22 protein-coding genes are annotated in these 25743 nt (G+C 62.0%); 13 read left to right on the top strand and 9 right to left on the bottom strand.

Annotation, left to right across the window (positions count from 1 at the left end; genetic code table 11):
* Nucleotides 1-150 precede the first annotated feature (150 nt).
* On the top strand, nucleotides 151-1074 hold the full coding sequence (locus V6767_RS02755; RefSeq protein WP_448472015.1) for a LysR family transcriptional regulator: 924 nt from the start codon (nucleotides 151-153) through the stop codon (nucleotides 1072-1074).
* Between the two features lie 98 nt (nucleotides 1075-1172).
* On the opposite strand, the gene V6767_RS02750 is transcribed toward V6767_RS02755, so the two are convergent.
* Nucleotides 1173-1355: a hypothetical protein gene (locus V6767_RS02750; protein WP_448472126.1), complete on the bottom strand. Its 183-nt coding sequence runs from the start codon at nucleotides 1353-1355 to the stop codon at nucleotides 1173-1175.
* Between the two features lie 61 nt (nucleotides 1356-1416).
* Here V6767_RS02750 and V6767_RS02745 point away from each other — a divergent pair, with 61 nt between their 5' ends.
* The 4 genes from V6767_RS02745 to V6767_RS02730 all read left to right on the top strand — a co-directional run bounded on the left by V6767_RS02745 (nucleotide 1417) and on the right by V6767_RS02730 (nucleotide 5710).
* Nucleotides 1417-1869, top strand: coding sequence for a MarR family winged helix-turn-helix transcriptional regulator (locus V6767_RS02745; protein WP_448472014.1), 453 nt, complete (start codon nucleotides 1417-1419; stop codon nucleotides 1867-1869).
* Entirely contained in the window at nucleotides 1866-3566 is a 1701-nt protein-coding gene (locus tag V6767_RS02740) for an MFS transporter (RefSeq protein WP_448472013.1), read from the top strand. The genes V6767_RS02745 and V6767_RS02740 overlap by 4 nt, the downstream gene beginning before the upstream one ends.
* 279 nt (nucleotides 3567-3845) lie before the next feature.
* Nucleotides 3846-4886, top strand: coding sequence for an HlyD family secretion protein (locus tag V6767_RS02735; RefSeq protein WP_448472012.1), 1041 nt, complete (start codon nucleotides 3846-3848; stop codon nucleotides 4884-4886).
* Between the two features lie 182 nt (nucleotides 4887-5068).
* Entirely contained in the window at nucleotides 5069-5710 is a 642-nt protein-coding gene (locus V6767_RS02730; RefSeq protein WP_448472011.1) for a trimeric intracellular cation channel family protein, read from the top strand.
* A gap of 71 nt (nucleotides 5711-5781) precedes the next feature.
* Here V6767_RS02730 and V6767_RS02725 read toward each other — a convergent pair whose 3' ends face one another.
* On the bottom strand, nucleotides 5782-6798 hold the full coding sequence (locus tag V6767_RS02725) for a LacI family DNA-binding transcriptional regulator (RefSeq protein WP_448472010.1): 1017 nt from the start codon (nucleotides 6796-6798) through the stop codon (nucleotides 5782-5784).
* A gap of 134 nt (nucleotides 6799-6932) precedes the next feature.
* On the opposite strand from V6767_RS02725, the gene V6767_RS02720 reads away from it, so the two are divergent.
* From V6767_RS02720 to V6767_RS02690, 7 genes are all read left to right on the top strand, one after another.
* Nucleotides 6933-7973: a Gfo/Idh/MocA family protein gene (locus tag V6767_RS02720; protein WP_448472009.1), complete on the top strand. Its 1041-nt coding sequence runs from the start codon at nucleotides 6933-6935 to the stop codon at nucleotides 7971-7973.
* A 4-nt stretch (nucleotides 7974-7977) separates the two neighbouring features.
* Nucleotides 7978-8880: a sugar phosphate isomerase/epimerase family protein gene (locus V6767_RS02715; protein WP_448472008.1), complete on the top strand. Its 903-nt coding sequence runs from the start codon at nucleotides 7978-7980 to the stop codon at nucleotides 8878-8880.
* A gap of 58 nt (nucleotides 8881-8938) precedes the next feature.
* Nucleotides 8939-10174, top strand: coding sequence for an ABC transporter substrate-binding protein (locus V6767_RS02710; RefSeq protein WP_448472007.1), 1236 nt, complete (start codon nucleotides 8939-8941; stop codon nucleotides 10172-10174).
* 118 nt (nucleotides 10175-10292) lie between these two features.
* Complete coding sequence (locus V6767_RS02705; RefSeq protein WP_448472006.1) at nucleotides 10293-11195, top strand: carbohydrate ABC transporter permease; 903 nt, start codon at nucleotides 10293-10295, stop codon at nucleotides 11193-11195.
* Nucleotides 11192-12019 (top strand): carbohydrate ABC transporter permease, encoded by an 828-nt coding sequence (locus V6767_RS02700; protein ID WP_448472005.1) that lies wholly within the window; start codon nucleotides 11192-11194, stop codon nucleotides 12017-12019. Before V6767_RS02705 ends, V6767_RS02700 begins: the two co-directional genes overlap by 4 nt.
* The gene (locus V6767_RS02695; RefSeq protein ID WP_448472004.1) at nucleotides 12016-13098 is read left to right on the top strand and encodes an ABC transporter ATP-binding protein; all 1083 of its coding nucleotides are present in this window, start codon (nucleotides 12016-12018) and stop codon (nucleotides 13096-13098) included. The genes V6767_RS02700 and V6767_RS02695 overlap by 4 nt, the downstream gene beginning before the upstream one ends.
* Nucleotides 13099-13213: 115 nt before the next feature.
* A complete protein-coding gene (locus V6767_RS02690; RefSeq protein ID WP_448472003.1) occupies nucleotides 13214-13672 on the top strand; it encodes a pyridoxamine 5'-phosphate oxidase family protein in 459 nt (152 codons plus the stop codon).
* A gap of 235 nt (nucleotides 13673-13907) precedes the next feature.
* Here V6767_RS02690 and V6767_RS02685 read toward each other — a convergent pair whose 3' ends face one another.
* The 5 genes from V6767_RS02685 to V6767_RS02665 all read right to left on the bottom strand — a co-directional run bounded on the left by V6767_RS02685 (nucleotide 13908) and on the right by V6767_RS02665 (nucleotide 21101).
* Nucleotides 13908-15902 (bottom strand): CocE/NonD family hydrolase, encoded by a 1995-nt coding sequence (locus tag V6767_RS02685; protein WP_448472002.1) that lies wholly within the window; start codon nucleotides 15900-15902, stop codon nucleotides 13908-13910.
* 70 nt (nucleotides 15903-15972) lie between these two features.
* Nucleotides 15973-17559 carry an ABC transporter ATP-binding protein gene (locus V6767_RS02680; RefSeq protein WP_448472122.1) on the bottom strand — a complete coding sequence of 529 codons (1587 nt, stop codon included), beginning with the start codon at nucleotides 17557-17559 and terminating at the stop codon, nucleotides 15973-15975.
* A 58-nt stretch (nucleotides 17560-17617) separates the two neighbouring features.
* Nucleotides 17618-18442: an ABC transporter permease gene (locus V6767_RS02675; protein ID WP_448472001.1), complete on the bottom strand. Its 825-nt coding sequence runs from the start codon at nucleotides 18440-18442 to the stop codon at nucleotides 17618-17620.
* On the bottom strand, nucleotides 18439-19470 hold the full coding sequence (locus V6767_RS02670; RefSeq protein ID WP_448472000.1) for an ABC transporter permease: 1032 nt from the start codon (nucleotides 19468-19470) through the stop codon (nucleotides 18439-18441). The genes V6767_RS02675 and V6767_RS02670 overlap by 4 nt, the downstream gene beginning before the upstream one ends.
* 50 nt (nucleotides 19471-19520) lie before the next feature.
* Complete coding sequence (locus V6767_RS02665) at nucleotides 19521-21101, bottom strand: ABC transporter substrate-binding protein (RefSeq protein WP_448471999.1); 1581 nt, start codon at nucleotides 21099-21101, stop codon at nucleotides 19521-19523.
* Nucleotides 21102-21316: 215 nt separating this feature from the next.
* Here V6767_RS02665 and V6767_RS02660 point away from each other — a divergent pair, with 215 nt between their 5' ends.
* Nucleotides 21317-22114, top strand: a complete 798-nt coding sequence (locus V6767_RS02660) for a helix-turn-helix domain-containing protein (protein WP_448471998.1) — start codon at nucleotides 21317-21319, stop codon at nucleotides 22112-22114.
* A 295-nt stretch (nucleotides 22115-22409) separates the two neighbouring features.
* On the opposite strand, the gene V6767_RS02655 is transcribed toward V6767_RS02660, so the two are convergent.
* Nucleotides 22410-23495 carry an ABC transporter ATP-binding protein gene (locus tag V6767_RS02655; protein ID WP_448471997.1) on the bottom strand — a complete coding sequence of 362 codons (1086 nt, stop codon included), beginning with the start codon at nucleotides 23493-23495 and terminating at the stop codon, nucleotides 22410-22412.
* 8 nt (nucleotides 23496-23503) lie between these two features.
* Entirely contained in the window at nucleotides 23504-25738 is a 2235-nt protein-coding gene (locus V6767_RS02650; RefSeq protein WP_448471996.1) for a glycoside hydrolase family 2 protein, read from the bottom strand.
* Nucleotides 25739-25743: the final 5 nt, after the last annotated feature.

Below are 25743 nucleotides of genomic sequence, written 5' to 3'. Positions count from 1 at the left end.
TTCTCCCTGCCACTGGTTGCTGATGCACTGACCCGGTGTTCCCCTGCCGGTTATCAGTGCCAGAAGTGTACGGAGCATACGGCGCTGCAAAAAGTGCAAAAACCTGCTAACAGTGAGGCATAAAATGCACCACCTGTGGCGGAGCGCCCGATGCATTCGACATTCATGCGCTATTTCGACGAGGTTGCCCGCCAGGGGTCGATCCGCAAGGCTGCGGCCGTTCTCAACGTCTCCTCGACCACGGTGAACCGGAAGATCATCGCCACGGAAAAGACGATCGGCGTGAGTCTGCTGGAGCGCACGCCCGAGGGCGTGACCCTGACAGATGCCGGGCGGATCGTGCTGGAACATTGTCGCGAGACGCTGAACGGCTACGAGCGCACCAAGATGATGCTGGACGATATTCGCGATCTGCGCTCTGGTCACATCAATATCTGTGCCATCGATTCCGTGACCTACGGTCTGCTGCCGCGCATCCTGCTCGATTTCAACAGCGTCTATCCGCAGGTCACCTATTCGGTGACCACGGCGCAGCCGGACGAGATCGCCGAGGCGGTGGCGAGCGGTGCCTGCGATATCGGTATCACCTTCACCTTCGACCTTCATCCCGACGTCAGGGTCATTTCGGAAAAGGGCGCGCCGATCGGGATCATCATGCGTTCCGACCATCCACTCGCCACCCGTTCGAGCCTGTCGATCGGCGATCTTTCCGGTCTGAAGCTGGTGCGCACGGTCGATGCGCGCGGACGCAATTCGATCATCGATCAGGCGCTTGCGGGGTTTGCGCCGTCACTCTCAACCAACTGCTTCACTGATACATTGCATGTCGCCAAGCACATGATCCTGGCCGGTCGCAGCCTCGGCGTTTATACCCAGATCGGGTTTTACGAGGAAATCCAGCAGGGCAAGCTCTGTTTCGTTCCGCTGCAGCAGGAGGTGCTGCTCAATCTGAAGATCGGCGTCATCATGTCCGCGTCCTCCGGTATTTCCCCGCCGGAACGGCTTCTCGGCAACGAGATCAAGCGCTCCCTTGCCAGCCTTCTCCTCGACGTATCTGCGCCGATCTCGGCTTAGGGTCTTCACAGATATCCCTGCGCATGCTCGTTGCGCTCATCGGTCGCCCCCCATCAATTGACCGGAGCTGTGCCCGGCCTGCGCATGACCGTGTTTCATCACTGATTTACCTTGCCGCCAGTTTCGCCCTCAGGGAGGAGGTTGAGCGCGACGATCACCTTGGAGTCCTTCATGCCGGCGAGGTGCTGGATCGCGCCCGAGATGCTGATGGCGACACAAAGGTCGAGGTCGCGATGCGAAAGGTGATGACCTTTTTCCGGACAAAGACACCGGTCTTGCATTTGTCAAATTTATATGTAGTATGCTAACTAATAGCTACCTAACATATAGCGACCTATCGACATGACCCAGACATCCACCGAATTGCAGATCGCCTTTATCGAGGCGCTTGGCGTTGCCAGCCGCAAGATGCGCACGCTTTACAATGCGCGGGTTGCGGAACTGGGGCTGACCTTTTCGCGCGCCCGCGTGCTGACCCTGCTTGCCAGAAGCGAGAGCTGCAATCAGAGCGCGCTTGCCTGCGAACTGGAACTTGAGAAGCCGACGCTGGTGCGCATGCTCGACAGGATGGCGGAGCTCGATCTGATCGAGCGCGTGCCCGACCCGGATGACCGCAGGGTCAACCTGGTGCGCCTGCGCCCGCATGGCAGGGCGATGGCCGAAAAGCTGCTTGCCGAACGCGCCAGTTTTATCGGCGCCTTCTTCGTTCCTGAAGACGAAGAAGCGCTGAAGGACGCGACCAGCCTGCTGCACGCGATCGTGGGACGCATCGAACGGATGGAGCGCGAACCATGAGCGTCGTCCAGAGCGCCGAACTGCGCGACGGGCCGGAAGAGAAGACCGCCGAAGCGCCGGACGAACAACCGGCTAACCCACCGCCGCTTTATCCGGGCGCGCCGCCGATGCAGCCGCCGAAGCCGCTGCCGCAATTGCTGCTCTACATGTTCGCCGCAACCGTCGTCGGCCTGACCCAAGCCCTTGGCATGTCATTCATCACCGTGTCGATCCAGCAGATCGCCGGCCCGCTGAAAGCCACGACGGCGGAGGCGACATGGCTGCTTGCCGCCTATCTGGTGCCCAATGCCAGCCTGACGCTGATGCTGTTCAAGATGCGCCAGCAATTCGGTATTCGCCGCTTCGCCGAGTATTCGATCGTTCTCTATGTGCTGATCAGTCTCTGCCATCTGTGGACCGACAGCTATCAGTCCGCGATCATCGTGCGTTTCTTTGCCGGTGTGGCCGCCGCGCCGATGTCGTCGATCGCGATCCTCTATATGCTCGAGGGACTGCCGCGCGAGAAGAAGTTCTCGATCGGCATCTGCGCCGCGATGACGGTGATTTCGCTCGGCACGCCGCTTGCCGGGCTGATGGCGCCGGTGCTTCTGGACCATGGCGGCTGGCAGCGGCTCTATATCTGCGAGATCGGGCTTGCCCTGATTTCGCTCGCGCTGATCTACAAGCTGCCTCTGGTGTCGGGCGAACGGGTCAAGGTGATCAGCCGCAACGACCTGATCGCCTTCGGCTTCCTGTTCGTGGGCATGGGCGCGCTCACCGTCGCGCTGACGGTCGGGAGGATTTACTGGTGGACGGAAAAGCCCTGGATCGGTTGGCTGATGATCCTCGGCGTCGCCTGCCTGACGATCATGGTGCTGATGGAGACGCACCGGGAGAACCCGCTGCTGGACATCAGGTGGATCACCTCCGCCGAGATCATCCATTTCACCGGTGCGCTGCTGATCTTCCGCATCATCCTCTCGGAGCAGTCGAGCGGCGCGCGGGCGTTTTTCATGATGCTCGGGCTGGGCAACGAGCAGCTGCGCGGCCTCTATATCGTCATCCTGCTCGCCACCATCGCGGCCGGCGCGACCTGCGCCATGCTGCTGAAGCCCGGGCGGGTTGCCGCCATGCATGGCTTCGCGCTGGTGCTGCTGATTATCGGAACCTGGCTCGACAGCCATTCCACCAGCCTGACCCGGCCTTCGCAGATGTATCTGAGCCAGACCCTGATCGCCTTTGCCTCGGGCCTTTATCTGCCGCCTGCCATGCTGGTCGGCATCATGGCGGCGCTCAAACGCGGCCCCAACTATCTCCTGAGCTTCATTATCGTGTTCCTCACCACCCAGCGCATCGGGGGGATACTGGGCTCGGCCCTGTTTGGAAGCTTCGTCACATGGCGCGAGCAGATCCATTCCGCAGCACTTGCGCAGGATCTTTCCGCCGGCGATCCGCTCGTCAGCCAGCGCATCGCCCAGCTTGCCGGGGCCTATGGCGCGACCATCGGCGACACGGTGGTGCGAAAGGCCGAAGGCGCGGTCCAGTTTGCAAGCCAGGTGCGCCAACAGGCCTATGTGCTCGCCTATAACGACGCCTTCCGTTTCCTCTGCCTTCTGGCCTGCGTCGCCCTTGTCGTTCTCATCGTCGATGTCGCCTTCGAGACATGGGAACACAAGCGCGCCGCCGCCGAGGGGCTTATACCAAGGATCAGCGATTAGGACCCTTATGATGCGTGCTGGAATGGCCATCCGAGTAGGAAAACACCGCAGAGCGATGCTTGAGCATCGCGCGAGGATTTTGACGCCCTCGGGGGCCATTCCAGCCGCACCCCTTCGGGGCCGGGCGCTTTTGAAAGCCTGCGTCGTTGAAAATCCTCGCCGTAGCTATGGCTACGTCTGCGGCTTTCGCCTAGCCGGCTTTCAAAATCGCTCCGGTCATATGGGTTCTAATCGCTGATCCTTGGTATGACCGCCTGACAACCGAAAAGATATTTCAAGATGACACGCATTCTCCGCTCATTCGCCACCTATCTGACGCTCGCCATCGGCATTGCCGGGATCGTCGCCCTGTTGTTCGCCTGGAACCTGCCGCCCTTCGACGGGTCGGTGGAACGCACCGACGACGCCTATGTCCAGGGCAAGGTCACGCTGCTTTCGCCGCAGCTCTCCGCCCTTGTGGCCGAAGTCCCCGTGACCGATTTCCAGACGGTCAGAAAGGGCGATCTCCTGGTCCGTCTCGATGACCGCATTTATAGCCAGCAGCTTGCCCAGGCCGAGGCCAGCCTGCGCTCGGCCGAGGCCGCGCTCGATGCCAACGCACAGGCGCAAAAGACCGCCAAGGCCAATATCAGCTCGGCCGAAGCCGGCGTCGAAAGCGCCAAGGCAAGCCTCGAAAACGCTACGTCGCAATGGGAGCGCATGGAGCGTCTGAGCGCCAAAGAGCTTTCGACCGGCAGCGACATGGACAAGGCGCGGGCAACGCTCGATCAGGCGAAAGCCGCGGTCGCGCAGGCCAATGCCAAGGTCGCGGTCGCCAAGGAGGCGCTGCAGACCACGATCGTCAACCGCCGCGCCCTGGAAGCCAGCGTGGCCGCGGCCGAGGCTGCGCGCGCGCTTGCTAAAATCAACCTGGAAAACACGAAGATCACCGCCCCGCGCGATGGCACGCTCGGCCAGGTCAAGGCGCGCGAGGGGCAGTATGTTACCGCCGGCGCCCAGCTCGTGGCGCTTGTGCCGGACAGCCGCTGGGTGATCGCGAACTACAAGGAAACCCAGCTAAGCGGCATGAAGCCGGGGCAGAAGGTCACCTTCACCGTCGATGCCCTGAACGGCGAGGCCTTCACCGGCCATATCGAGAGCTTCTCGCCGGCCTCAGGCTCGCAGTTCTCGGTGATCACGCCGGACAATGCCACCGGCAATTTCACCAAGGTCGCCCAGCGCGTCCCCGTCAGGATCGAAATCGATCCCGATCAGAACGATGCCGATAAGCTCGCTCCCGGCCTCTCGGTCATCGCCCGCGTCGACACGAACCAGAGCTGATCGCCTGTCGGTTACGCTTGAGAGCGAGCCTCGGGCATTTGTGTGAAAATGTTGCACCTCAATTGGGACTTTCCACCCGGAGTCTCGGTTGATGTGTAACCTTTCGTTGGCCATGCGAAGGCGACTTCACGATTCTGGTGTAAACATGCAATTACGCCTCAGACATTTTCGGGAGTGCCGCCATGATTACCGATCCGACGACGCTTTATCTTCTGCACATCATATACCTTGTCGCCCTTGCCGCTGAAGCCATGACGGCCGCGCTTGCGGCCGGGCGGCGCAGCATGGACTGGGTCGGCGTGATCCTTCTGGCCTGTGTCACCGGGCTCGGCGGAGGCTCGGTCCGGGACCTGGTTCTGGATCATCATCCGCTTTCATGGGTGGGCTCTCCGGAGCTTCTTCTGGTAACGGGCGGCGCTGCGATCCTGACGATCATCGTTGCGCGGCACATGCACAAGCTGCACCGGCTCTTTCTCTTTCTGGACGCGGTCGGGCTCGTTGTTTTCAGCATTATCGGCAGCAATATCGCGATCGGACTTGGTCAGCCATTTCTTGTCGTGATCGCCGCAGGAATGATCACCGGCTGCATTGGCGGCGTGTTGCGGGACATTCTGTGCAACGATGTCCCGCTGCTGTTCCGGGCAGAACTCTATGCCACCGTCTCGGTTATTACCGTTGCGATCTTTGCCGGCGGAGGGCGGTTGGGGCTCGATCACAACCTTGTTCTGATGCTTGCCCTGGGCATTGGTCTCTGTGTCCGGTTACTCGCTCTCAGGTTGGGCTGGAGCATGCCGAAGTTCATCTACAAGCACGATCTGCATTGACATCAGCGTCGTTTGGCTTCGGCGTGAAGCCTTGCGGGCCGCGCTGAACGACTATGGCAATAACCGGGCCGTCAGCCGCTTTCGCCTTCCACCAGCGTCATCGGCCAGATACGGCGGCTGACGATGTCGGGGTAGAAGTCGCGATAGGCGGGCATTGAGCCGAGCAGGGTTTCGGCCAGGGCAATGCCGAGATCGCGCAGCGACAGGTCGAATGAGGTGAGGCTTGGCGACAGAAACTTCGCCTGGGGGCTGTGCCGGCCGATGATGGCGAGATCTTTGCCGGGCTTCAGGCCGACTTCCGACAGCCCCCGGTAAAGCCCCATAACAGTGGCCTCGTTGACGAGCACGATCGCCGTCGGCGGCTCCGCGCATGCCTTGATGTCCCTGGCGATCCGGTATCCGCCATCCTCGTTTGGCGGCCCCTTGAAAATATAGGCGTCGGGCAGGGACAGGCCGTGATGCGCCAGCGTCTCGCGGATCCGGTCGACGAAGATATAGGCGAGGTTGTAATCCCCGTGCGGCCAGATGATGCCGATGCGGCGGTGCCCGCTCGCGACGAGGCGGTTGACCGCCGTTTCCGCCATGCCTTCGAAATCGAGGTCGATCCAGGGCTGGCCAACATCGGTCAGGCTGCGGCCGAGCGGTATGAACGGGATCTTGCGCCGCGCCAGAAGCTCGAAGCGGGGATCGTGCCGCCGCGTGCCGGACAGGATGATGGCATCGGCGAAGCCACGCGCGACGATACGGTCGAGATAGGCGTCCGGTTCTTCGCTGGAGGAGCAGAGCAGGGTCACGAGATCGAGCTGGTGACGCGACAATACGCTTTGCACGCCATCGAACACGCTGGTGAAGAACAGATCGCCGTAGCGGGTGGTCTCCGGATCGGTCTCCATCATGAAACCGACAATGCCGGTCTTGCCCTGGCGCAAGGCGCGTCCGGCCTGATTGGCGACATAGCCCAGCTTTTCGGCCGCTTCGAGAACGCGGCGACGGGTCTCGGAATTGACGTCTGGCTTACCATTCAGGGCGCGCGACACCGTGCCGATGGAAATATTGAGATGATCGGCGAGCTGGCGAATGCCGGCCATCGGCGTTTCTCCACGATTCTTTTCGTAAACGATTACGGAAAATCTATTGACATATTCATTGACCCGTTCATAGTACCGTAAACGTTTACGGGCGGACTGGAGAAGGAAATAGCCGCCCGAAAGGGAGGAAATACGTGAAAATGAAAGCCGTCCTGTGCGGATGCGGAGCTATGGCCAAGGGCTGGCTTCGCGCGCTGCAGGCAAATGAAGAGCTTCGCGACGCGATCGATCTCGTGGGTCTCGTCGATCTGGACCGCGCCACCGCCGAAGCGCTGGCGGCCGAATTCGATCTCGGCGATATCATCATCGGCACGGATCTGGCCGATACGTTACAGCGTTGCGATGCCGACATCCTGTTCGACGTGGTTATTCCCGCCGCGCGCCATTCCGTTGCCGCGACCGGCCTCAGCCATGGTTGCCATGTGCTGAGCGAAAAGCCGCTTGCGGCATCCCTGGAAGAGGCGCGCGATCTGGTGCGGCTTGCGGCGGAAACCGGGAAGATCCACGCCATCGTCCAGAACCGGCGCTTCATTCCGGGCATCCGCCGGTTGCGCCGCGCGGTTGCGGACGGCTTGATCGGAGACCTCACCGGCGTCCACTGCGACTTTTTCCTCGGCCCGCATTTCGGCGGTTTCCGGGAGGCAATGGACAATGTGCTGCTGCTCGATATGGCCATCCACACGCTGGATGCGGCGCGCTTCGTGTCCGGCGCGACGCCGCTCTCCGTCTACTGCGTCGAGACCAATCCGGCCGGCTCCTGGTATACCCATGGCGCGGCGGCGAATGCGATCTATCGTCTCTCCGGCGATGCGGTTCTGACCTATCGCGGCTCGTGGTGCGCGGAAGGCCGCCCGACAAGCTGGGAAGGGCGCTGGCGGCTGGTCGGTTCGCGCGGAATGATCACCTGGGATGGCGACAGCGATTTCGATGTCACCATCGCCGGCCACGAACCGGGACTTCTGAACGGTTTCACGGCGCTCGACATGCCGCCGGTTCCCGCTGAGGGCGAGGTTCATGGCCACGCCAGCGTGATGATCGATTTCGTCCGGGCGGTGCTGAACGGGACCCGCCCGGAAACGGCAAGCGATGACAATATCAAGAGCCTAGCAATGGTCATGGGTGCGATCGAAAGCGCGCGCACCGGCCTTCCCGTCGATTTGCAAGTAAAGGAATGAATTCGTGACCAATCCCGCAAAAGCGATCCGCATCGGCACCATGATCAAGGCGACGGAAGGCGGCGCGGCCGAACGCATCGCCAAGATCGCCGATATGGGCTTCGAAAGCTTCGAGCCGTTCTTCTGGCAGTCCACCCGCGGCCAGGACCTCGCCGAACTCGGCAAGCGCTGCCGCGAGGCCATCGGCGACCGCGATATCACGATCTCGACGCTCGGCATGTTCGGAAATCCGCTTGAGACCACCGATATCGATCGCGACACGCTGCAGGGCTGGAAGGACTGCATCGACAACGCCCACCATTTCGGCGCGACCTGCGTTGCCGGCTTTACCGGCCGCATCCGCAACAAGCCGCTGACGGACAGCCTGCCGCGCTACCGCGAGATCTGGAGCGAGCTTGCCAAGCGCGCGGCCGACAAGGGCGTGAAGATCGCCTTCGAAAACTGCGCCATGGACGGCAACTGGCAAACCGGCGACTGGAACATCGCCCACAATCCCGACGCCTGGGAACTGATGTTCAACGAGACGCCGGACGACAATATCGGGCTCGAATGGGAGCCCTGCCACCAGATGGTCTATCTCATCGATCCGCTGCCGCAGATCCGCAAATGGGCGCACAAATTCTTTCACGTGCATGGCAAGGACGCCACTATCCGCTGGGAGGTGATCCGCGAGCATGGCGTTTTCGGCAAGCATCCCTTCGTCTTCATGCGCTCGCCGGGTTTCGGCGACACCAACTGGACGGATGTGATCTCCGAGCTGCGGCTCGCCGGCTGGTCCGGATCGATCGACATCGAGGGCTGGCACGACCCGGTCTATCGCGATGAGCTGGAAATGACGGGGCAGGTTCACGCGCTGAACCACCTGAAGAATTGCCGGGGCGGCGAATTCATCGTCGATCCGCAATAGCCGTCTTCTCCGGCCGTGGGAGCCGGTATGACGCGCATTATCAAAAGGAGGAGAGAAAATGACAATTCGCAAGACCCTTATGGCAGGCGCCGTCGCGCTTGCCGGCGTATCGGCCTTTGCCGTTGCCGCCTATGCCGAAGATACGACGATCACCGTCTGGTCGCTGGACAAGGATATCCAGCCTGCCCCCAATCTGGTGAAGGAGTTCAACGATCTCGATAACGGCATTCATGTCGAGTATCGCGAGATCCAGTTCGATGACGTGGTGAGCGAGGCCATGCGCGCCTATGCGACGGGCAACGCGCCCGACATCATCGCGATCGACAATCCGAATACGGCGATGTTCGCCTCGCGCGACGCGTTTCTCGATCTCACCGACATGATCGAAAACTCGGATGTCATCAATGCCGACAACTACTTCCCCGGCCCGCTGGAATCGGCGACCTGGGACGGCAAGTACTATGCCGTGCCGAAGGCCACCAACACGATCGCGCTCTACTACAACAAGGACATGTTTCGCGAGCACGGTCTCGATCCCGACCAGCCACCGGAGACCTGGGACGAGCTTGTCGAGACGGCCCGCACGCTGACCGATCCGGAAAACAACATCTATGGTCTGGCCTTCTCGGCCAAGGCGAACGAGGAAGGCACCTTCCAGTTCCTGCCATGGGCGCAGATGGGCGGTGCGACCTATGACAACATCAACACCGAAGGCGCGGTTGAGGCGCTGGCGACGTGGAAAGAGATCATGGACGAGAAGCTCGCTTCTCCCGATACGCTGACCAACAGCCAGTGGAACGCAACGGCGACCTTCAACGCCGGCAATGCCGCGATGGCCATCTCGGGCCCGTGGGAAATCGACCGCATGCTCGCGGATGCCGATTTCGACTGGGGCGTGGCGCTGCTGCCCGTGCCGGAAGAGGGCGCCGAACGGTCCTCGGCCATGGGCGACTATAACTGGGCGATTTTCTCCAGCACCGAGCATCCGGAAGAAGCCTTCGAGGTGCTGGAATATTTCGTCTCGCAGGATGACAAGATGTTCGAAAACTACGGCCAGATTCCGGCCCGTTCCGACATCGCAATCCCGCCGACCGGCAATGAGCTGAAGGACGCGGCGCTGGCGACCTTCGTGGAGCAGTTGAAATACGCCAAGCCGCGCGGCCCGCATCCGCAATGGCCGAAAATCTCCAAGGCGATCCAGGACGCTATCCAGGCCACGCTGACGGGCCAGATGGACCCGCAGGCCGCGCTGGACCAGGCCGCCCAGAAGATTTCCGCCGTCCCGGACCGGTAATCTTCGCCTGACGGCGGCCCTGACCCTTGGCAGGCGCCGCCGGACCCTTTCCTCCCGGAGAGACCATCCGCGCTGCTTCGGCGGGGCGGATGGTTTTACGGGCAACGCCGGAGGAGATATGAAACGCATCCTTTCCAGCCTGACCGATGGTCGCGGCTTCGACATCACGCTGGTGGCCGTGCCGCTCGCCTTCCTGTTCCTGCTGTCCGGCCTGCCGCTGCTCTACAATGTACTGATGAGCTTCCAGGAAGTCGACATGTTCAGCATGGGCCAGCTCGCGCGGCCGTTTGTGGGCTTCCGGAACTATATCGATCTCTTCAGCCAGCCGGAAACCTTCGGCATTCTCCTCAACACGGCGGTCTTCGTCACGGCCTCCATCGCCGGTCAGTTCATGCTCGGTTTCGGGCTCGCGCTGTTCTTCGGCACGCAGTTTCCGGGCGCCTCGTGGCTGCGCGGCCTGTTTCTGGTGTCCTGGGTGATGCCCGGCCTCGTCGTCGGCGCGATCTGGAACTGGATCCTGTCGGGCGATTACGGCGTTCTCAATTTCCTTCTGACTGCAACCGGCATCACGGACGGCAATATCTACTGGCGATCCGACCCCTCCTATTCGCTATGGGCGGTCATTCTCGCCAATATCTGGCTCGGAACCTCGTTCAACATGATCCTGCTTTCGGTCGGACTGTCCTCGATCCCGCGCGATCTCTACGAGGCGTCCGAGCTTGACGGCGCCAACGTCTTCCAGCGTTTCTGGACCATCACGCTTCCGATGATGCGTTCGACGATCGGCGCGGTCGTGGCGCTTGGTCTGATCTTCACCCTGCAGCAGTTCGACCTGTTTGCCGCCATCACCGACGGCGGGCCCAACAATTCGTCCAATGTCGCCCAGTACTGGGCCTGGGATCTGTCGTTCCGCCAGTATGATTTCGCCAAGGGCGCGACGGTTTCGGTCATCATGATCGTGTTCGTGATGTTCGCCTCGCTGGTCTATGTCCGCTCCACGCGCCATGAGGTGAGAGGATGACCGATACGTCCCGCAACCGCCTGATGCTCGTCATCGCCATCATGCTGGCGGTCATCTACCTGTTCCCGCTATACTGGATGTATGTCACCAGCCTGAAGACCGGCTCGGCGATGTTCGCCACGCCGCCGCGCCTGCTGCCCTCCGATCCGCAGTGGGCGACCTATGGCGATGTCTGGGCGAGCCGCAATATGGCGCGCTATCTCTGGAACTCGCTGGTGATTGCCACCGGCTCCGTCGCGCTGATTGCGGCGCTCGGCGTGGGTTGCGCCTATGTGCTCGCCCGCTATCGCAGCGGCTGGGTCGATGCCGGTCTGTTCCTGATCCTGCTGTTGCAGGTTCTGCCGGCGTCGCTGATGATCACGCCGATCTTCGTCGGCTTCTCGCAGGTCGGGCTGCTCGACTTCCCGCGCTTTGCCGTGATCCTGGCGATCGCGGCCAAGAGCATGCCGTTCTTCGTGGTGCTGGTCCGCGCAACCTTCATGAGCGTGCCGATCGAACTTGAGGAGGCGGCGATGGTCGATGGAAATTCCCGGATCGGCGCGTTCTTCAGAATCGTGCTGCCGCTGGCGCGCAACGGCATCCTCGTCAGCGCCATCCTGATCTTCATGCAGGCCTTCGGGGAGTTCGTCTATTCCAAGTCGATGATCCAGGCCGCGGAGCTGCAGCCGGCCAGCGTCGGCCTCAACAGCTTCATGGGCCCGAACACCACCGAGTGGAACAAGATCATGGCCTACGCCACGATCTACGTCACGCCGATCCTCGCCATTTTCGTTCTTCTGCAACGCCGTATTGTGTCCGGCCTCACCTCTGGAGCCCTCAAATGACGTATCACATCCAGTTCGAAGGCGTGAATAAGCATTATGGCGCCTATCACGCCCTGAAAGACATCGAGCTCGGCATCCCCAAGGGCACCTTCGTCGCCCTGGTCGGCCCGTCGGGATGCGGCAAGTCGACCCTGCTGCGCTCGCTCGCCGGCCTTGAGAAGATCTCCAGCGGCACGCTGACCATTGCCGGCGAGACCATGAACAACGTGCCGCCGCGCAAACGCGATCTGGCGATGGTGTTCCAGTCCTATGCGCTTTATCCGCATATGACGGTCGAGGAGAACCTGACCTACAGCCTGCGTATTCGCGGCGTCGCCAAGGCGGAGGCGAAGAAGGCGGCCGAAGAGGTCGCGGCGACGACCGGGCTGTCAGAGCTTCTCGGCCGCTATCCGCGCGAATTGTCGGGCGGCCAGCGCCAGCGCGTGGCGATGAGCCGGGCGATCATCCGCCATCCCAAGGCCTTCCTGTTCGATGAGCCGCTTTCCAATCTCGATGCGGCTTTGAGGGTCCAGATGCGCAAGGAAATCCGCGCGCTGCACGACAGGCTGGGCGCGACATCGGTCTATGTGACGCACGACCAGATCGAGGCGATGACCATGGCCGATCACGTCGTCGTCATGCGCGCCGGCATCATCGAGCAGCAGGGCGCGCCGCTCGATCTCTATGACCGCCCCGTCAACAGGTTCGTCGCCGGCTTCATCGGCTCGCCGGCGATGAATTTCGTATCGGCGCGCGTCGGCCCGGGCGGGAAATCGCTGACGCTCGAACTCGGCGGACCGCAGACGATCGCCATCGAAACCGGTCTGCCCGAGGGCCACTCCGTCACGGTCGGCCTGCGGCCGGAGCATCTGCGCGTCGTTCCGGCCGATGACGCGATGCTGAGCTTCCCGGTAGCCACCGTCGAAAGCACCGGCTCCAGCACCTATCTCGCTGCCGATGGCGCGGAGGATTTCACCCTGGTCCTGAACGGTCGCACCGATGTGAAGCCCGGCGACAGCGTCGGCGTAGCCTTCGATCTGGCGCAGCTTCACGTCTTCGATGCAAAGACGGAAAAACGGCTGCCGCTCTCGGGCGGCTGAGCGGAAGCGTCACGCTTTTCGCGCGGTCCAAAACGTTCGTGCGAAAGCTGTTATTCGACAATTTCGGCAGCAACCTTTTCAGGCGGAAGACGTTTATCCCTCCGAAGGAGAAAAAATGTCAAAATCCGAATTCTGGAAAGAAATGAACGATGTTCGCGCCGCAATGCTGGGCATCGGTTCCGCGCGCCATGTGCCGATGTCGCCTTATCCCAGTGAAAAGGAAGGTGTGATTTGGTTTATCACCGCGCAGGGCACTGATCTGGTGAAGGCGATTGAGGGCGGCCAGACCGAAAGTTCGCTGATCGTCACGGGCAATGGCGAAATGCATGCACGGGTGGAAGGTCAGTCCCAACTGGTCGAAGACAGGGAAAAGCTTGAAGAACTCTGGAATCCGGTTGCTTCCAGCTGGTTTGAAGGTATCGATGATCCTGACATCAGACTGATCCGGTTCAACCCTGACTTCGCCGAAGTCTGGGCCACCAAAGGTTCGATTGGTTTTGCAATCCAGATTGCCAAAGCCAAGGTTACCGACGAACATCCCGATATGGGGGATCATTTCGAGGTTCGTTTCTAGCGCCCTCAACTTTGAATCACCGGGCGTTCTTTTGGACGCCCGGTGATTGACGTTTGGATATAGGCACAAGACTAGGTGCCGAGGGACTTATAGAAAAACGTTGACCGCGATGTAGGGCAGGGGAGGCCGGCGCGATCCGCACCGGCGCACTTCGTCGAGCCTGTCACGAAAGCTCCGCCAGACGCAACACTTCCCGTTTGAGGCGGCGTCTGCGAGCTTCAGGTGTTCAGGAAAATCACATGAAATCGCGGGGGATGCGCTGTTCGAACGCTTTCGCGAAGATTTCGCGGTCGCCTTCGAAGGCCGTCACGCTTGCTGTGATGATCCAGTCCTTATTCGTGCAGCGCATTGTCGTGGTGGTTTTGGTCGAGACCGACCAGCCGTCGCGTTCAAGCCGGATGGTCCAGTCGATATCGCCCGCCATCGACAGCGGGTCGTTGGGGTCGATAGCCCAGTCCTCATTGCGGATTTCCTGCGTGCGCAGGCCGTTGACGGGATGCACTTCGAGCCCGGTGTCCTCGTAGATGCGATAGTGCGTCAGGCCGGTGACCAGATCCTTTTCGACCGAGCGGCGGGTTTCCTCCGGCTGGCGCATTTCATATTGCGGCAGCGGATCTGGGTTTTCCGGCTCGGCGACGGTGATGCGCTCATGCGCGCCCAGAAGCGGCAGGGCGAGGCGGATGCTGGCGGTATCGATCGTCAGCCCCGGCGCTTCGGGTGACGGCAGGATGATCGGCCAGTAGCTCGTCGAAAGCGCGAGCTTGATGCGGTGTCCCGGCGAGAAGCGATAGCCCATGGCGTCAAGCTGCATGGCAATGCGCGTCTTCTCGCCGCGCGGCATGTTGGCCGGGGTTTCGTTGCCGTCGCGGTGGGCAAGGTTCAACACGCCGTAGCAGGCGCGGGTTTCCGTGCCATCGGGATGGACATCGATGATGCGGACGGCGAGGTTCTCCCAGTCGCCATCGCAGGCAACATCGACGATGAGTTCCGGCGCGCCGAGATAGACGGCCTCTTCGGCGAGCGGCGCGGTCTCGAAAGTGAGCGAGCCGCCATTGTCGATACGCTGATCGCCTGCAATCTCGGCGTCCGGCTTCAGCGTGAACCATTCGCCGCCGCTGATGCCGGTATCGAGCGGCGAACGCAGATAGATGTCGCCTGTGCCCTCACTGGCGCCGGTCGCGTTGAGCGTGCCGTCGGCGGCAACGGTCAGGGTGTCCGTCTTTGGCGCTTCCCAGGCCTGCTTGGCGACCCAGTAGCCGGGATCGCGGTCGCGCCTCAGCGCCGGGCGCGGTCCGTCGAGGATATAGGCGCGCATCTGCGGGAGCTGTTCAGCACCATTATCGGCATCGTCCAGCCAGCGTTTCCACCAGGCGATCGCTTCGGCATGGAAGTCCATGCGCGGCTTCGGCCAGGCGAAATGCGGATATTTGTGCACCCATGGGCCGATAATCGCCTTGCCCCTGTCGCCGAGGCCCTCGATCGCCTTCAGCGGCGTGTTGCGATAGCCGTCCGCCCAGCCGGCAATCACCAGTGCGGGAACCGGGAACCCGTCGAAATCCTCGCAGATCGAGCCGTGCTTCCAGAAATCGTCGCGGCGCTGATGGGCAAGCCATTCCTCCATGAAGAAGGGCTGGCCTTCCAGCCGCTCCAGCCACATGTCCTTCCAGCGGTCGCCGACCAGATCGATATCCGGCATGCGCGACTGATAGGCCAGCATCGTGCCCGCCCAGGAAAGTTGCGCGGACAGATGCGTGCCGTTCTTGTAGTGAATATCGTCATTGTAGCGGTCGACGGTCGAGGCGATCGAGATCACGGCCTTCAGCTGCGGCGGCTTGAGGGCGGCCACCTGCAGGCAGTTGAACCCGCCCCAGGAAATGCCCATCATGCCGACATTGCCGTTCGACCAGGGCTGGGCGGCGATCCATTCGAGGATTTCGCAGGCATCGGAGAGTTCGCGCGGGGTATATTCGCCGTCGATGACCCCTTCGGATTCGCCCGAACCACGGATATCGACCCGCACGCCGGCAATGCCGGCCGCGGCGAAGACCGGATAGGTGGATTCGTCGCGCGGGTCGGTTCCGCCGCGCTTGCGGTAGGGCAGATATTCCAGCACGGTTGGCACCGGCTTGTCAGCCGCGCCGTCCGGCATCCAGATTCGCGTTGCCAGCCGCGTGCCGTCCTTGAGCGTGATCCACTGGTCCTCGGACGTCGTAAAACCTTGTTTCGCCATGGTTTTGACCTTTTCGTATTCGGTTCTGTCGGTAAGGGGCGCGGGCCGGAGGGGCGGCCCGGCCGGAATGTCAGTTGCCGGCGCTGGAAGTCCTGCGGCTGGCAAGGACCTCTTCCAGCCAGCCGATCTTCATTTCAGGCACGGATTTCAGCAGCAGATCGGTATAGTCGTCGAAGGGCGGAGACAGCGCCTCCGCCTTGGGGCCGAAACGGACCAATTTGCCCTGATGCATCACCGCAACGCTGTCGGCAATCGCCCGGACAATGGCGATGTCGTGGGTGATGAAGATGTAGGACAGCTGCTTTTCCTTCTGAAGCTGCAAGAGCAGTTTCAAAATGCCGTCGGCCACCAGCGGGTCGAGCGCGGAGGTCGGCTCATCGCAGATGATCAGCTCCGGCCGCGCGGCCAGCGCGCGGGCAATCGCCACGCGCTGCTTCTGGCCGCCGGAAAGCTCGGCGGGGTAACGGTCGTAAAAGCCGCTGCCCATTTCGATCTGCTCGAGCAACTCGTTGACGCGACTGCGGCGGGCCGAACCGCGCAGACCCTCGTAGAAGGTCACCGCCCGGCCGATGATGCCGCCGACGGTCTGGCGCGGGTTCATGGCGGTGTCGGCCATCTGGTAGATCAGCTGAAGCTGCCGCAGCTCCTCGCGGCTGCGGTTCTTCAGCGCCGGCGGCAGGTCTTTTCCATTGAAACGCACGCTACCGGCTGTCGGCGGCAGAAGCCCGGTGGCGACCCGCGCAAGCGTCGATTTGCCCGAGCCGGACTCGCCGACAATGGCAAGCGTCTGTCCCTTCGGAACATGCAGCGACACATCAAACAGCACCGGCATGGTGCCATAGGAGGCCGAGATGTTGTTCATCTCGAAGAAGCGGTCGGACTGGTCGGCGGCCTCTTCGTGGCGGATCGCGCGGACATTCACCAGTTCGCGGGTGTATTCGGCATCGGGGTTTTCGATGATCTTTTCAACGCTGCCATATTCCACGGTCTCGCCATTGCGCAGCACCATGATGTCGTCGGCGACCTGGGCCACAACCGCGAGATCATGGGTGATGTAGAGCGCGGCGGTTCCGGTCCTGGCGATCGCAGTCTTGATCGCGGCCAGAACGTCGATCTGGGTGGTGACGTCGAGCGCCGTTGTCGGCTCGTCGAAGACGATCAGTTCCGGGCGGCTGCAGAGCGCCATCGCCGTCATCGCCCGCTGCAACTGCCCGCCGGACACCTGATGGGGGTAGCGGTTGCCGAAGGTTTCCGGGTCCGGCAGACCGAGAATGTCGAACAGTTCAGCGGCTCTTTGGCGGGCCTCGCTACGGCTCATCAACCCGTGGCGCACGGTCGCCTCGATCACCTGATCGCCGAGCTTGTGGGCCGGGTTGAACGAGGCCGCCGCCGATTGCGAGACGTAGCAGACCCGCGCGCCGCGCAGCGCCCGCGTACCAGATTTGCCGAGCTTCAGGATATCCACGCCATCGAGCAGCACTTCGCCGCCGGTGATGGTGACGCCGCCGCGCCCATAGGCGAGCGGCGAAAGCCCGATGGTGGATTTGCCGGCGCCCGATTCGCCGATCAGGCCGAGCACCTTGCCGCGTTCCAGCGTGAAGCTCACGCCCTTGACGATCTCGATCGGATGCGGGCGTTCGCCCGGCGGATAGGCCATCGCGCCGATTTGCAGGTTACGAACCTGAAGCAGAGGGGTTTCGTCCGATGTTTGAAGCTCAGCCACCGCGGCCTCCTTTCAGGCTGGATGTGCGTTTCAGCAGCCAGTCGACGACGAGATTGATGGAGATGGTGAGCGCGGCAATCGCGGCCCCCGGCACCAGCGCCGCGGACACGCCGAAGATGATGCCGTCCTTGTTGTCCTTGACCATGCCGCCCCAGTCGGCGGTCGGCGGCTGGATGCCGAGCCCGAGGAAGGACAGGGTGGAGATGAACAGCACGGCGAAGGCAAGCCGCAGGCCGAATTCGGCAAGCAGCGGCGTCATCGCGTTCGGCAGGATTTCGCGGAACACGATCCAGACCGTCTTCTCGCCGCGCAATCTCGCCGCCTCGACGAAGTCCATCACGGCGATATCGCCCGCCAGTGCCCGTCCCAGACGGAACACGCGGGTGGAATCGAGAACCGCCATGACGACGATCAGCACGAACAGGTTCTGCGGCAGCGCCGCCAGCACGATCAGCGCGAAGATCAGCGTCGGGATCGACATCATCAGGTCGTTGAGGCGCGACAGGCCCATGTCGACGATGCCGCGCATGACGGCGGCAACGAAGCTCAGGATAACGCCGAGTGAAAAGGCGAGAACGGTGGCGCAGAACGACACGAACAGCGTCATGCGCGCGCCATAGATCATGCGCGACAGCAGGTCCCGGCCAAGATTGTCGGTTCCCAGCAGAAAGGCTGCGCTCGCCGGTTCCCAGGGGCTTCCGACAACCTGGTTTTCGCCGTAGGGCGCAAGCGCGGGGGCAAAGACGGCGGCGATGATGGCGATGGCGATGCCGGCCATGCCGATCCACGCCGTCAGCGGAATGGATCTTATGTTCATCGTGGATGCCTCAGGCGCGGATTGACGAGAATGGACAGGATATCGGCGACCATGTTGAGCAGAATGTAGATCGACGCGAACACCAGCCCGCAGCCCTGCACCACCGGCAGGTCGCGTATCGTCACCGCATCGACCATGTACTGCCCCATGCCGGGATAGACGAAGACCACCTCGACGACGACCACGCCGACGATCAGATAGGCGAGGTTGAGGGCGACGACATTGATGATCGGCGCCAGCGCATTGGGGGCTGCGTGTTTCACGATCGCCCGCAACGCCCCGATGCCTTTCAGCTCGGCGGTTTCCATATAGGCGGAGGACATCACATTAATGATCGCCGCCCGCGTCATCCGCATCATGTGGGCGAGCACCACCAGCACCAGCGTCGCCACCGGCAGGATGATCACCTGAAGCTTCTCCCAAAGACCCATGCTGTCATAGACCGTTGCCGGGAAGGCCGCGACCGGATGCTGGACCACGAACACCATGATCAGCAGATAGGCGACGAAAAATTCCGGCAGCGAGACGGCGGCGAGCGAAACGAGGTTGATCAGCCGGTCTATCAGACGGTCGCGATAAAGCACGGCGATAAGTCCGAGACCGACGGCGAGCGGAACGGCGATCACGGCTGCGGCGCCAGCCAGAAGCATCGAATTGCCGAGCCGGTCGGCAATCTGGCCGCTGACGGACTGGCCGCTCGCCCAGGACGTTCCGAAATCGCCGTGCAATATGCCGATCAGCCAGTCGAAGTAGCGGGTCACGAGCGGCTGGTCGAGGCCGAACTCGGCGCGCAGATTGGCAATCGCCTGCGGCGTTGCCGCCTGGCCGAGATAGGTCTCGGCGAAATCGCCTGGCAGGACTTCGATCCCGGCGAAAATCAGGATCGAGCTGGCAAGCAGCAGGCCGATACCGAGCACGATCCGCTCGCCGATGCGGCTTGCCATGGGAAAGCGCGCGCGCAAAACGACGATGGGTCCGGGCGGCGGCGCGCCGACAGGTGTGGATGATGATGGTTGTGTTTCTGTCATGGGGGTGTGAAAGCCGCGGCTTGATCCCGCGGCTTCCTCTTTTCTTCGGATCAGGAAACGAGCCAGGCGCGGCTGGCGATCTGTCCGTTGGACAGGTCGTTGCCGACATCGTCGATCCAGCCCTGCATCTTCACCGAGCGGGCATTGAGGTAATTGTTGAACACCGGCAGGATCAGGCCGCTATTGTCGCGCACCATGATCGCCATCTGGCGGTAGAGCGCGCGGCGCTTGTCCTGATCGGTCTCGGCGCGGGCCTCGAGCAGCATCTTGTCGAATTCGGGATCTTTGAAACGGGTGTCGTTCCATGTCGAGGTCGAAAGCTGCGTCGTGGTGTAGCGGATATCCTGCGTCGCACGGCCGCCCCAATAGGAGGCGCAGAACGGCTTCTTGTTCCACACATTGGACCAGTAACCGTCGGCCGGTTCGCGCTGGAGCTGGAGGTCGATGCCCGCTTCCTTGGCATTGGCCTGGAAAAGGACGGAGGCGTCGACCGCGCCGGTAAAGGCGGCGTCGGAGGTGCGCAGCAGGATCGGGCCTTCATGGCCGGATTTCTTGAAGTAGTGCGCCGCTTCTTCCGGATCGTAGGCGCGTTGCGGGATATCGGTCGGGGCCAGCGCATAGGCATCGTTGACCGGATAGTCGTTGCCGAGCGTACCATAACCGCCGAGAACCGTGTTCAGCATCGCCTCGCGGTCGATGGCGAGTTTCAGCGCCATTCTGAGATCATTGTTGTCGAAAGGCGCGGTGTCGCCATGCATCAGGAAGGAATAGAAGCCCTTGCCCTTGGTGCTGATGGTCTCGATATTCGGCGCCCGCGACAGCAATGACATCGTCTTCGGGCTCAGCGTATTGATGAAGTGCACCTTGCCGGACGAAAGTGCGGCGATGCGGGCGGTGTTGTCGTTGATGACGAGAACCTCGACGCTGTCGACGAAACCGCGATCCTCGTTCCAGTCATCCTCATTCTTCGAGAAGGTGATGCGGATGCCCGGCTCGAAGCTTTCCAGCTTGTAGGGGCCCGTGCCGATGGCGCTGTTGGGATCGTCCATGCCGCCGTTCTTCTGGACCTGAAGATGATAGTCCGTCAGCATCAGCGGCAGGTCGGCATTGCCGTTCTTCAGCGTGATCACCAGATCGCCGCCGCTTTCCTCAATGGTCTCGATCTCTTCCAGAAGGCCGAGGGCGGCGGAGGTGGAATCCTTGTCGGAATGGCGGCGCAGCGTCTGCACGGCGTCGTTGACGGTGAACGGCGTGCCGTCATGAAAGCGCACATCCTTGCGCAGCTTGAAGGTCCAGGTCTTCGCGTCGTCGGAAGAGGTCCAGCTTTCGGCAAGGCTCGGCAGCGCTTCGCCGGACACCGGATCGGTGGTCACCAGCCGGTCGCCCCAGGTGAAGCCGACCAGGAACATGGTGCTGCCGGCATAGGTGCCGGGATCGAGCACATCCGTCGTCTGGCCGCCGTCGAGGCCGAGAACGAGATGACCGCCGCGCTGCGGCTCTTCGGCCGCAAGGCTCTCGCGCGGGATCAGCAGGCCGGAAGCGGTCGCCGCGAACCCGGCCGCGGCCGCGGAGGCAAGAAAGGCGCGACGGTTAAGGCCGGTCTGCGGAATGGAGGATTTCTTGTTTTTCATCTGGTTTCCCCTGTTTGTGAGCATTGCATTCGTGCCGCTGCAAGAAAGCGGCCATGATATTCTAAATTTGCCGTGGCGGAATGCCTAAAGGCGCAGTTGACGAGACCGTCAAAGATCATGGGCGATGACATAAGCAGGTTGCGGAGGGCAGACAACTTCGCTTATTGAAGCGGCTTGACGCTATCTGACGCTATCAAGGCCAGGATCGAGACCCGATGACATCACGCGATAACAGTCCCTTTGCGGCGAATCTGCGGTTCGCCTGCAATACCCGTCCGTCGATTACGGCGATCTGTCGCGAAATCGGAATCAACCGCCAGCAGTTCAATCGTTATCTCGCCGGCCAATCCCGCCCGTCGCCTTATAATACCGGGAAAATCGCGCGTTATTTCGGTCTGAAACCGCAGGATTTCCTGGCGTCGGAAAAACGCTTCCAGAACATACTCGCCGCGCCGCCGGAAACCGCCGGGCCGGATTTCGTGTTACGGGAAGGCTTCCCCGGCAATCTGCAGGAATTGCGCCAGTATGTCGGCTATTACGAACTTTACCACAAGAGCCTGTCATGGCCTGGAAAAATCGTCCGAAGCTGCGCCAGGATCGAAGAACGGGGCGGCCAGATCACGGTGAAATCGATCGAACGGATCTATGACCGCGAGCAGGAAATCCGTCAGTTTTCGAAATATGTCGGGCTGGCCGCCTATTGGCGCAACCGGCTGTTCATCGTTGAACGCGGCATGAGCGAGCATTCCTTCCTCTGCCAGACGACGCTTATGCCGTTTGCCGAGCACCAGCGCACCTATCTGCGCGGCGTGACGACCGGCGTCTCCTGGCGCGAAGAGAACCTGCCGTATTCGACGCGCACCATCTGGCGGGCGGTCGGGCCGAACCCGGACAAGCGTCGCCTGCTGGAGGCCTGCGGTCTTATCGCCGAGAAATCGCCGAAACTTTCGCTTCCGGTCCGCCGCTATCTCAACAGCGAAGGCGAAAACCACACGCTCGTCGCCGCCCGGTAGAGCCTTGCAGGCTTAATTGGAAGCGTCCAGTTCAGCGCGCTTGACGCGCTGAACCGGGTAAATCGCGGGCGTGTTCATTCCATGATCTGAAGAGCATGGAAGGCCGCCCTTGCGGGTTTGCCGAAACAGAACGGATTCCATTTAAGCCTGAATGGCTCTACGCGTTAACCCGGCGCATCAAGAAAATGAATCCGAAGCCTCGGACGATGCCGGCCAGTCTCCGATTTGGGAATCCGTCGCGCGATCGCGGCATCGAAGTCCCTGGGGCCTGCGACAGATTGGAGCGAGCAAAGACTCAGCGTTCGATGCGGTTCCCGGCGTCGTCGAAGAGATGAACATCCGCGACATCGAAGGTGACGCGGATGGTGGTGCCGGTTTTGAGCGCGTGCTGGCCGGCAAGCACGGCCATGACCCGTTCGCCGTTTCCGGCCTCTCCGTAGACCACGGTTTCCGTTCCCAGCGCCTCGACCAGGGTGATGGCGATTTCGAAGCCTGTCTGGCCCTCCGCCGCCAGCCTGATGTGCTGCGGGCGCACGCCAAGCGTCACTTTGGCGCCGGCGGCCGGCCTTGCGCCGGTGATCGCCAGATTGAGCGTCTCCTGGCCGAGGAGGCTGATCCTGAGGTCGTTCTCATCGGTATCGGCAACGCCGGCCGGCAGGAAATTCATGGCCGGCGAGCCGATGAAGCCGGCGACGAACAGGTTCGCAGGCGTATTGAACAGCTCCAGCGGCGTTCCGATCTGCTCGACCTTGCCGGCGCGCAGCACCACGATCCGGTCGGCAAGCGTCATCGCCTCCACCTGGTCATGGGTCACATAGACCATGGTGGTCTTCAGCCGGCCGTGAAGGGCGGAGAGTTCGGCGCGCATATGCACGCGCAGCTCGGCGTCGAGATTGGAGAGCGGCTCGTCGAACAGGAACACGTCCGGGTGGCGCACGATCGCGCGGCCAATTGCCACGCGCTGGCGCTGGCCGCCCGAAAGCGCCTTCGGTTTGCGGTCGAGATAGGATTCGAGCTCCAGCATCCGGGCGGCTTCCATCACCCGGGTCTCGATCTCCTTTTTGTTCATGCCGGCGAAGCGCAGCGCGAAGCCCATATTCTCGCGCACCGTCATATGCGGATAGAGGGCATAGGTCTGGAACACCATGGCGATGCCGCGCTTGGCCGGGTCCTCGTCGGTCATGTCCGTTCCGCCGATCGAGAGCGAGCCGGAGGTAATGTCCTCAAGCCCCGCGATCATCCGCAACAGGGTCGACTTGCCGCAGCCGGAAGGTCCGACGAAGACCACGAACTCGCCGGACCTGATGTCGAGATCGACGCCCTTGATGACCTCGATCGCGCCGAAGGACTTGCGGATTTGGTTGAGGGAAACATCTGCCATGGCAAACCTCAGCTGATCGTGAAGGCGATAGTATCATCGGCAAAGGCGGCGCAGCGGACCGAAAGCATCAGCGTCCCGGCCTCGTCGCCCGCCTCGATGTAAAGCCCCGCCGTGCCGCCCCGGAAGCTTGTGATCTCCGGCCCGACGATCCGGCCGGGCCCATCGAGCGAAAGCGCGACCGGCTCATTGAAGAACGGCATGATGTTGCCGCACTGGTCGAGCGCGCGCAGGATCACGCGCGCGCAATCCTTCTCGCCCGCCCTCAACTCGGTCGCATCCGGGGCGATCTCAAGCGTCGTCGGCACGGGGTTGCCGGAGAGCTTCATCGTCCTGACGGGTTTCCCGTCTATATAGCCTGTCAGCGTGCCGTCGAACCACTGCCGGCCCCAGTCCCCGAATTCTTCCGCTGACACATTGTTGGCGTCGAGAATGACCGGCGGGTGAGGAAGGTGCGGGTACGTTGAACCTGCAGGTTCCACCCGCTTCGGCGCGCTGTCGCCGACGGTGAGTTCGATATAATCGCAATTGGTCAGGATGATCAGCGGCAGCACGCCGCCGATATTGCGCTCGCCGCGCGCCCAGAAGGTGACTGGCTGGAGCACCACGCCATTCTCGGGATCGCCTTGCGAGGCATAGGCATAAGCCGCGAATTTCGGCTCGCGATACATGTCCATCACGCCGTGATAGCAGATCCGGTCGCCGGAGCCGAAGTCGCTGTGGGTGTTGTAGTCGAACATGCACCATCCGGTGCTGCCCGCGATCGTCGGGTCGCCGGCAACCGCGTTCAGCATCTGCAGGTGGCGGGTGACGTGCTCTGCCTGCCGGCTTTCCTGGTCGAAGCGCTTGGTGGGGAACATGTGGCCGTTATATTCGGTGATCATGTAGGGCACGGTCTTTGTGAGCCCGGTCACCTGCCTCTGGTCGCGGGTGCATATCCGCGCGTGATTGCGGCCCGGCTGCTCCTCGTCGCCGAGAACGAAATCGTTCATCGTATAAACGTCTTCCAGCATCTCGCTGTTCTCGATGCAACGCACGCCGCCGGTCTGGCGGGTGGAATCGAGTGCGCGGGCGACCCGGTTGGTCTCGGCGTAGAAGTCATGATCGTCGGCGGATTCGTTGATGCGCACGCCCCAGATGATGATCGACGGATGGTTCCAGTCGCGGGTGATCATCCGGCGGACATTCTCGACCGATTCCCGTTTCCACGCCTCGCCGCCGATATGCTGCCAGCCGGGGATTTCCTCGAAAACCAGAAGGCCGATCTCGTCGCAGCGGTCGAGGAAGTATTTCGACTGCGGATAGTGCGAGGTTCGGGCGATGTTGCAGGCCAGATCGAATTTGAGGATATCGGCATCCTTCTCCTGCCCGCGCCTGCCCATGGCGTAGCCAAGATGCGGCCAGCTCTGGTGGCGGTTGAGGCCGCGCAGTTTCAAGAGTCTGCCATTGAGGCGGAAGCCGTCGCTTGCGAAGGAGGCGGTGCGGAAGCCGAAGCGGTGCGCAACTTCGTCCGTGCCGCCGCCGGTTTCGAGCGTCACGGTGAGGGTATAGAGCGCCGGATCATCAATGTCCCACAGCCGGAGACCTTTCAGGTCGGAAAGCGCAAGGCGCGCCTGCCGGCCCGAAACGGAAGCCTCGGTGGCGGCGATCACATTGCCCTCGGCATCGCTCAACGCCGCGCCGAGCCTGCCGGTGGTCTCGTCGGTCAGGAACACGTCGGCGGTCGCGCTCTTGGCGTCGGCAAGCGCGTCGGGCGTTTCGATCTTGACGTTGTCGATCGCGACCGGGGTGGTGATCTTCAGCCAGACATCGCGATAGATGCCGGCAAAGGTCAGATAGTCGATGACATTGCCGAAGGGCGGGATATCCGGGTTTTCCGAACCATCGATCTTCACCGTCAGCAGATTGTCGCCGTCCGTGAGATGTGGGCCGATTTCGACCTCGAAGGGGGTGTAGCCATCCTTGTGGGCGGCGATTTCCTCGCCGTTCAGGTAGACGACGCTGTCGGCCATTGCGGCATCGAAGACCAGCGAGACCCGCTTGCCGGCAAAACCGGGCTCGCTGGCAAAAACCTTCTGATAGGTGAAGGCGCGCTGATAGCGCTTCTCGTCGAAATAGTTGAAGGGCAGTTCGACGGCGGTATGCGGCAGGCGCACCTTTTCGCCATCGCGCAGCGTGTTGACCGCCGCAGCATCGAACCCTTCGGAGAACACCCAGCCGGCATTGAAATTCTGAACTTTACGCATGTGTA

The sequence above is a fragment of the Martelella sp. FLE1502 genome, assembly GCF_053484255.1.
This window is presented reverse-complemented; position numbering and strand designations above follow the sequence as displayed.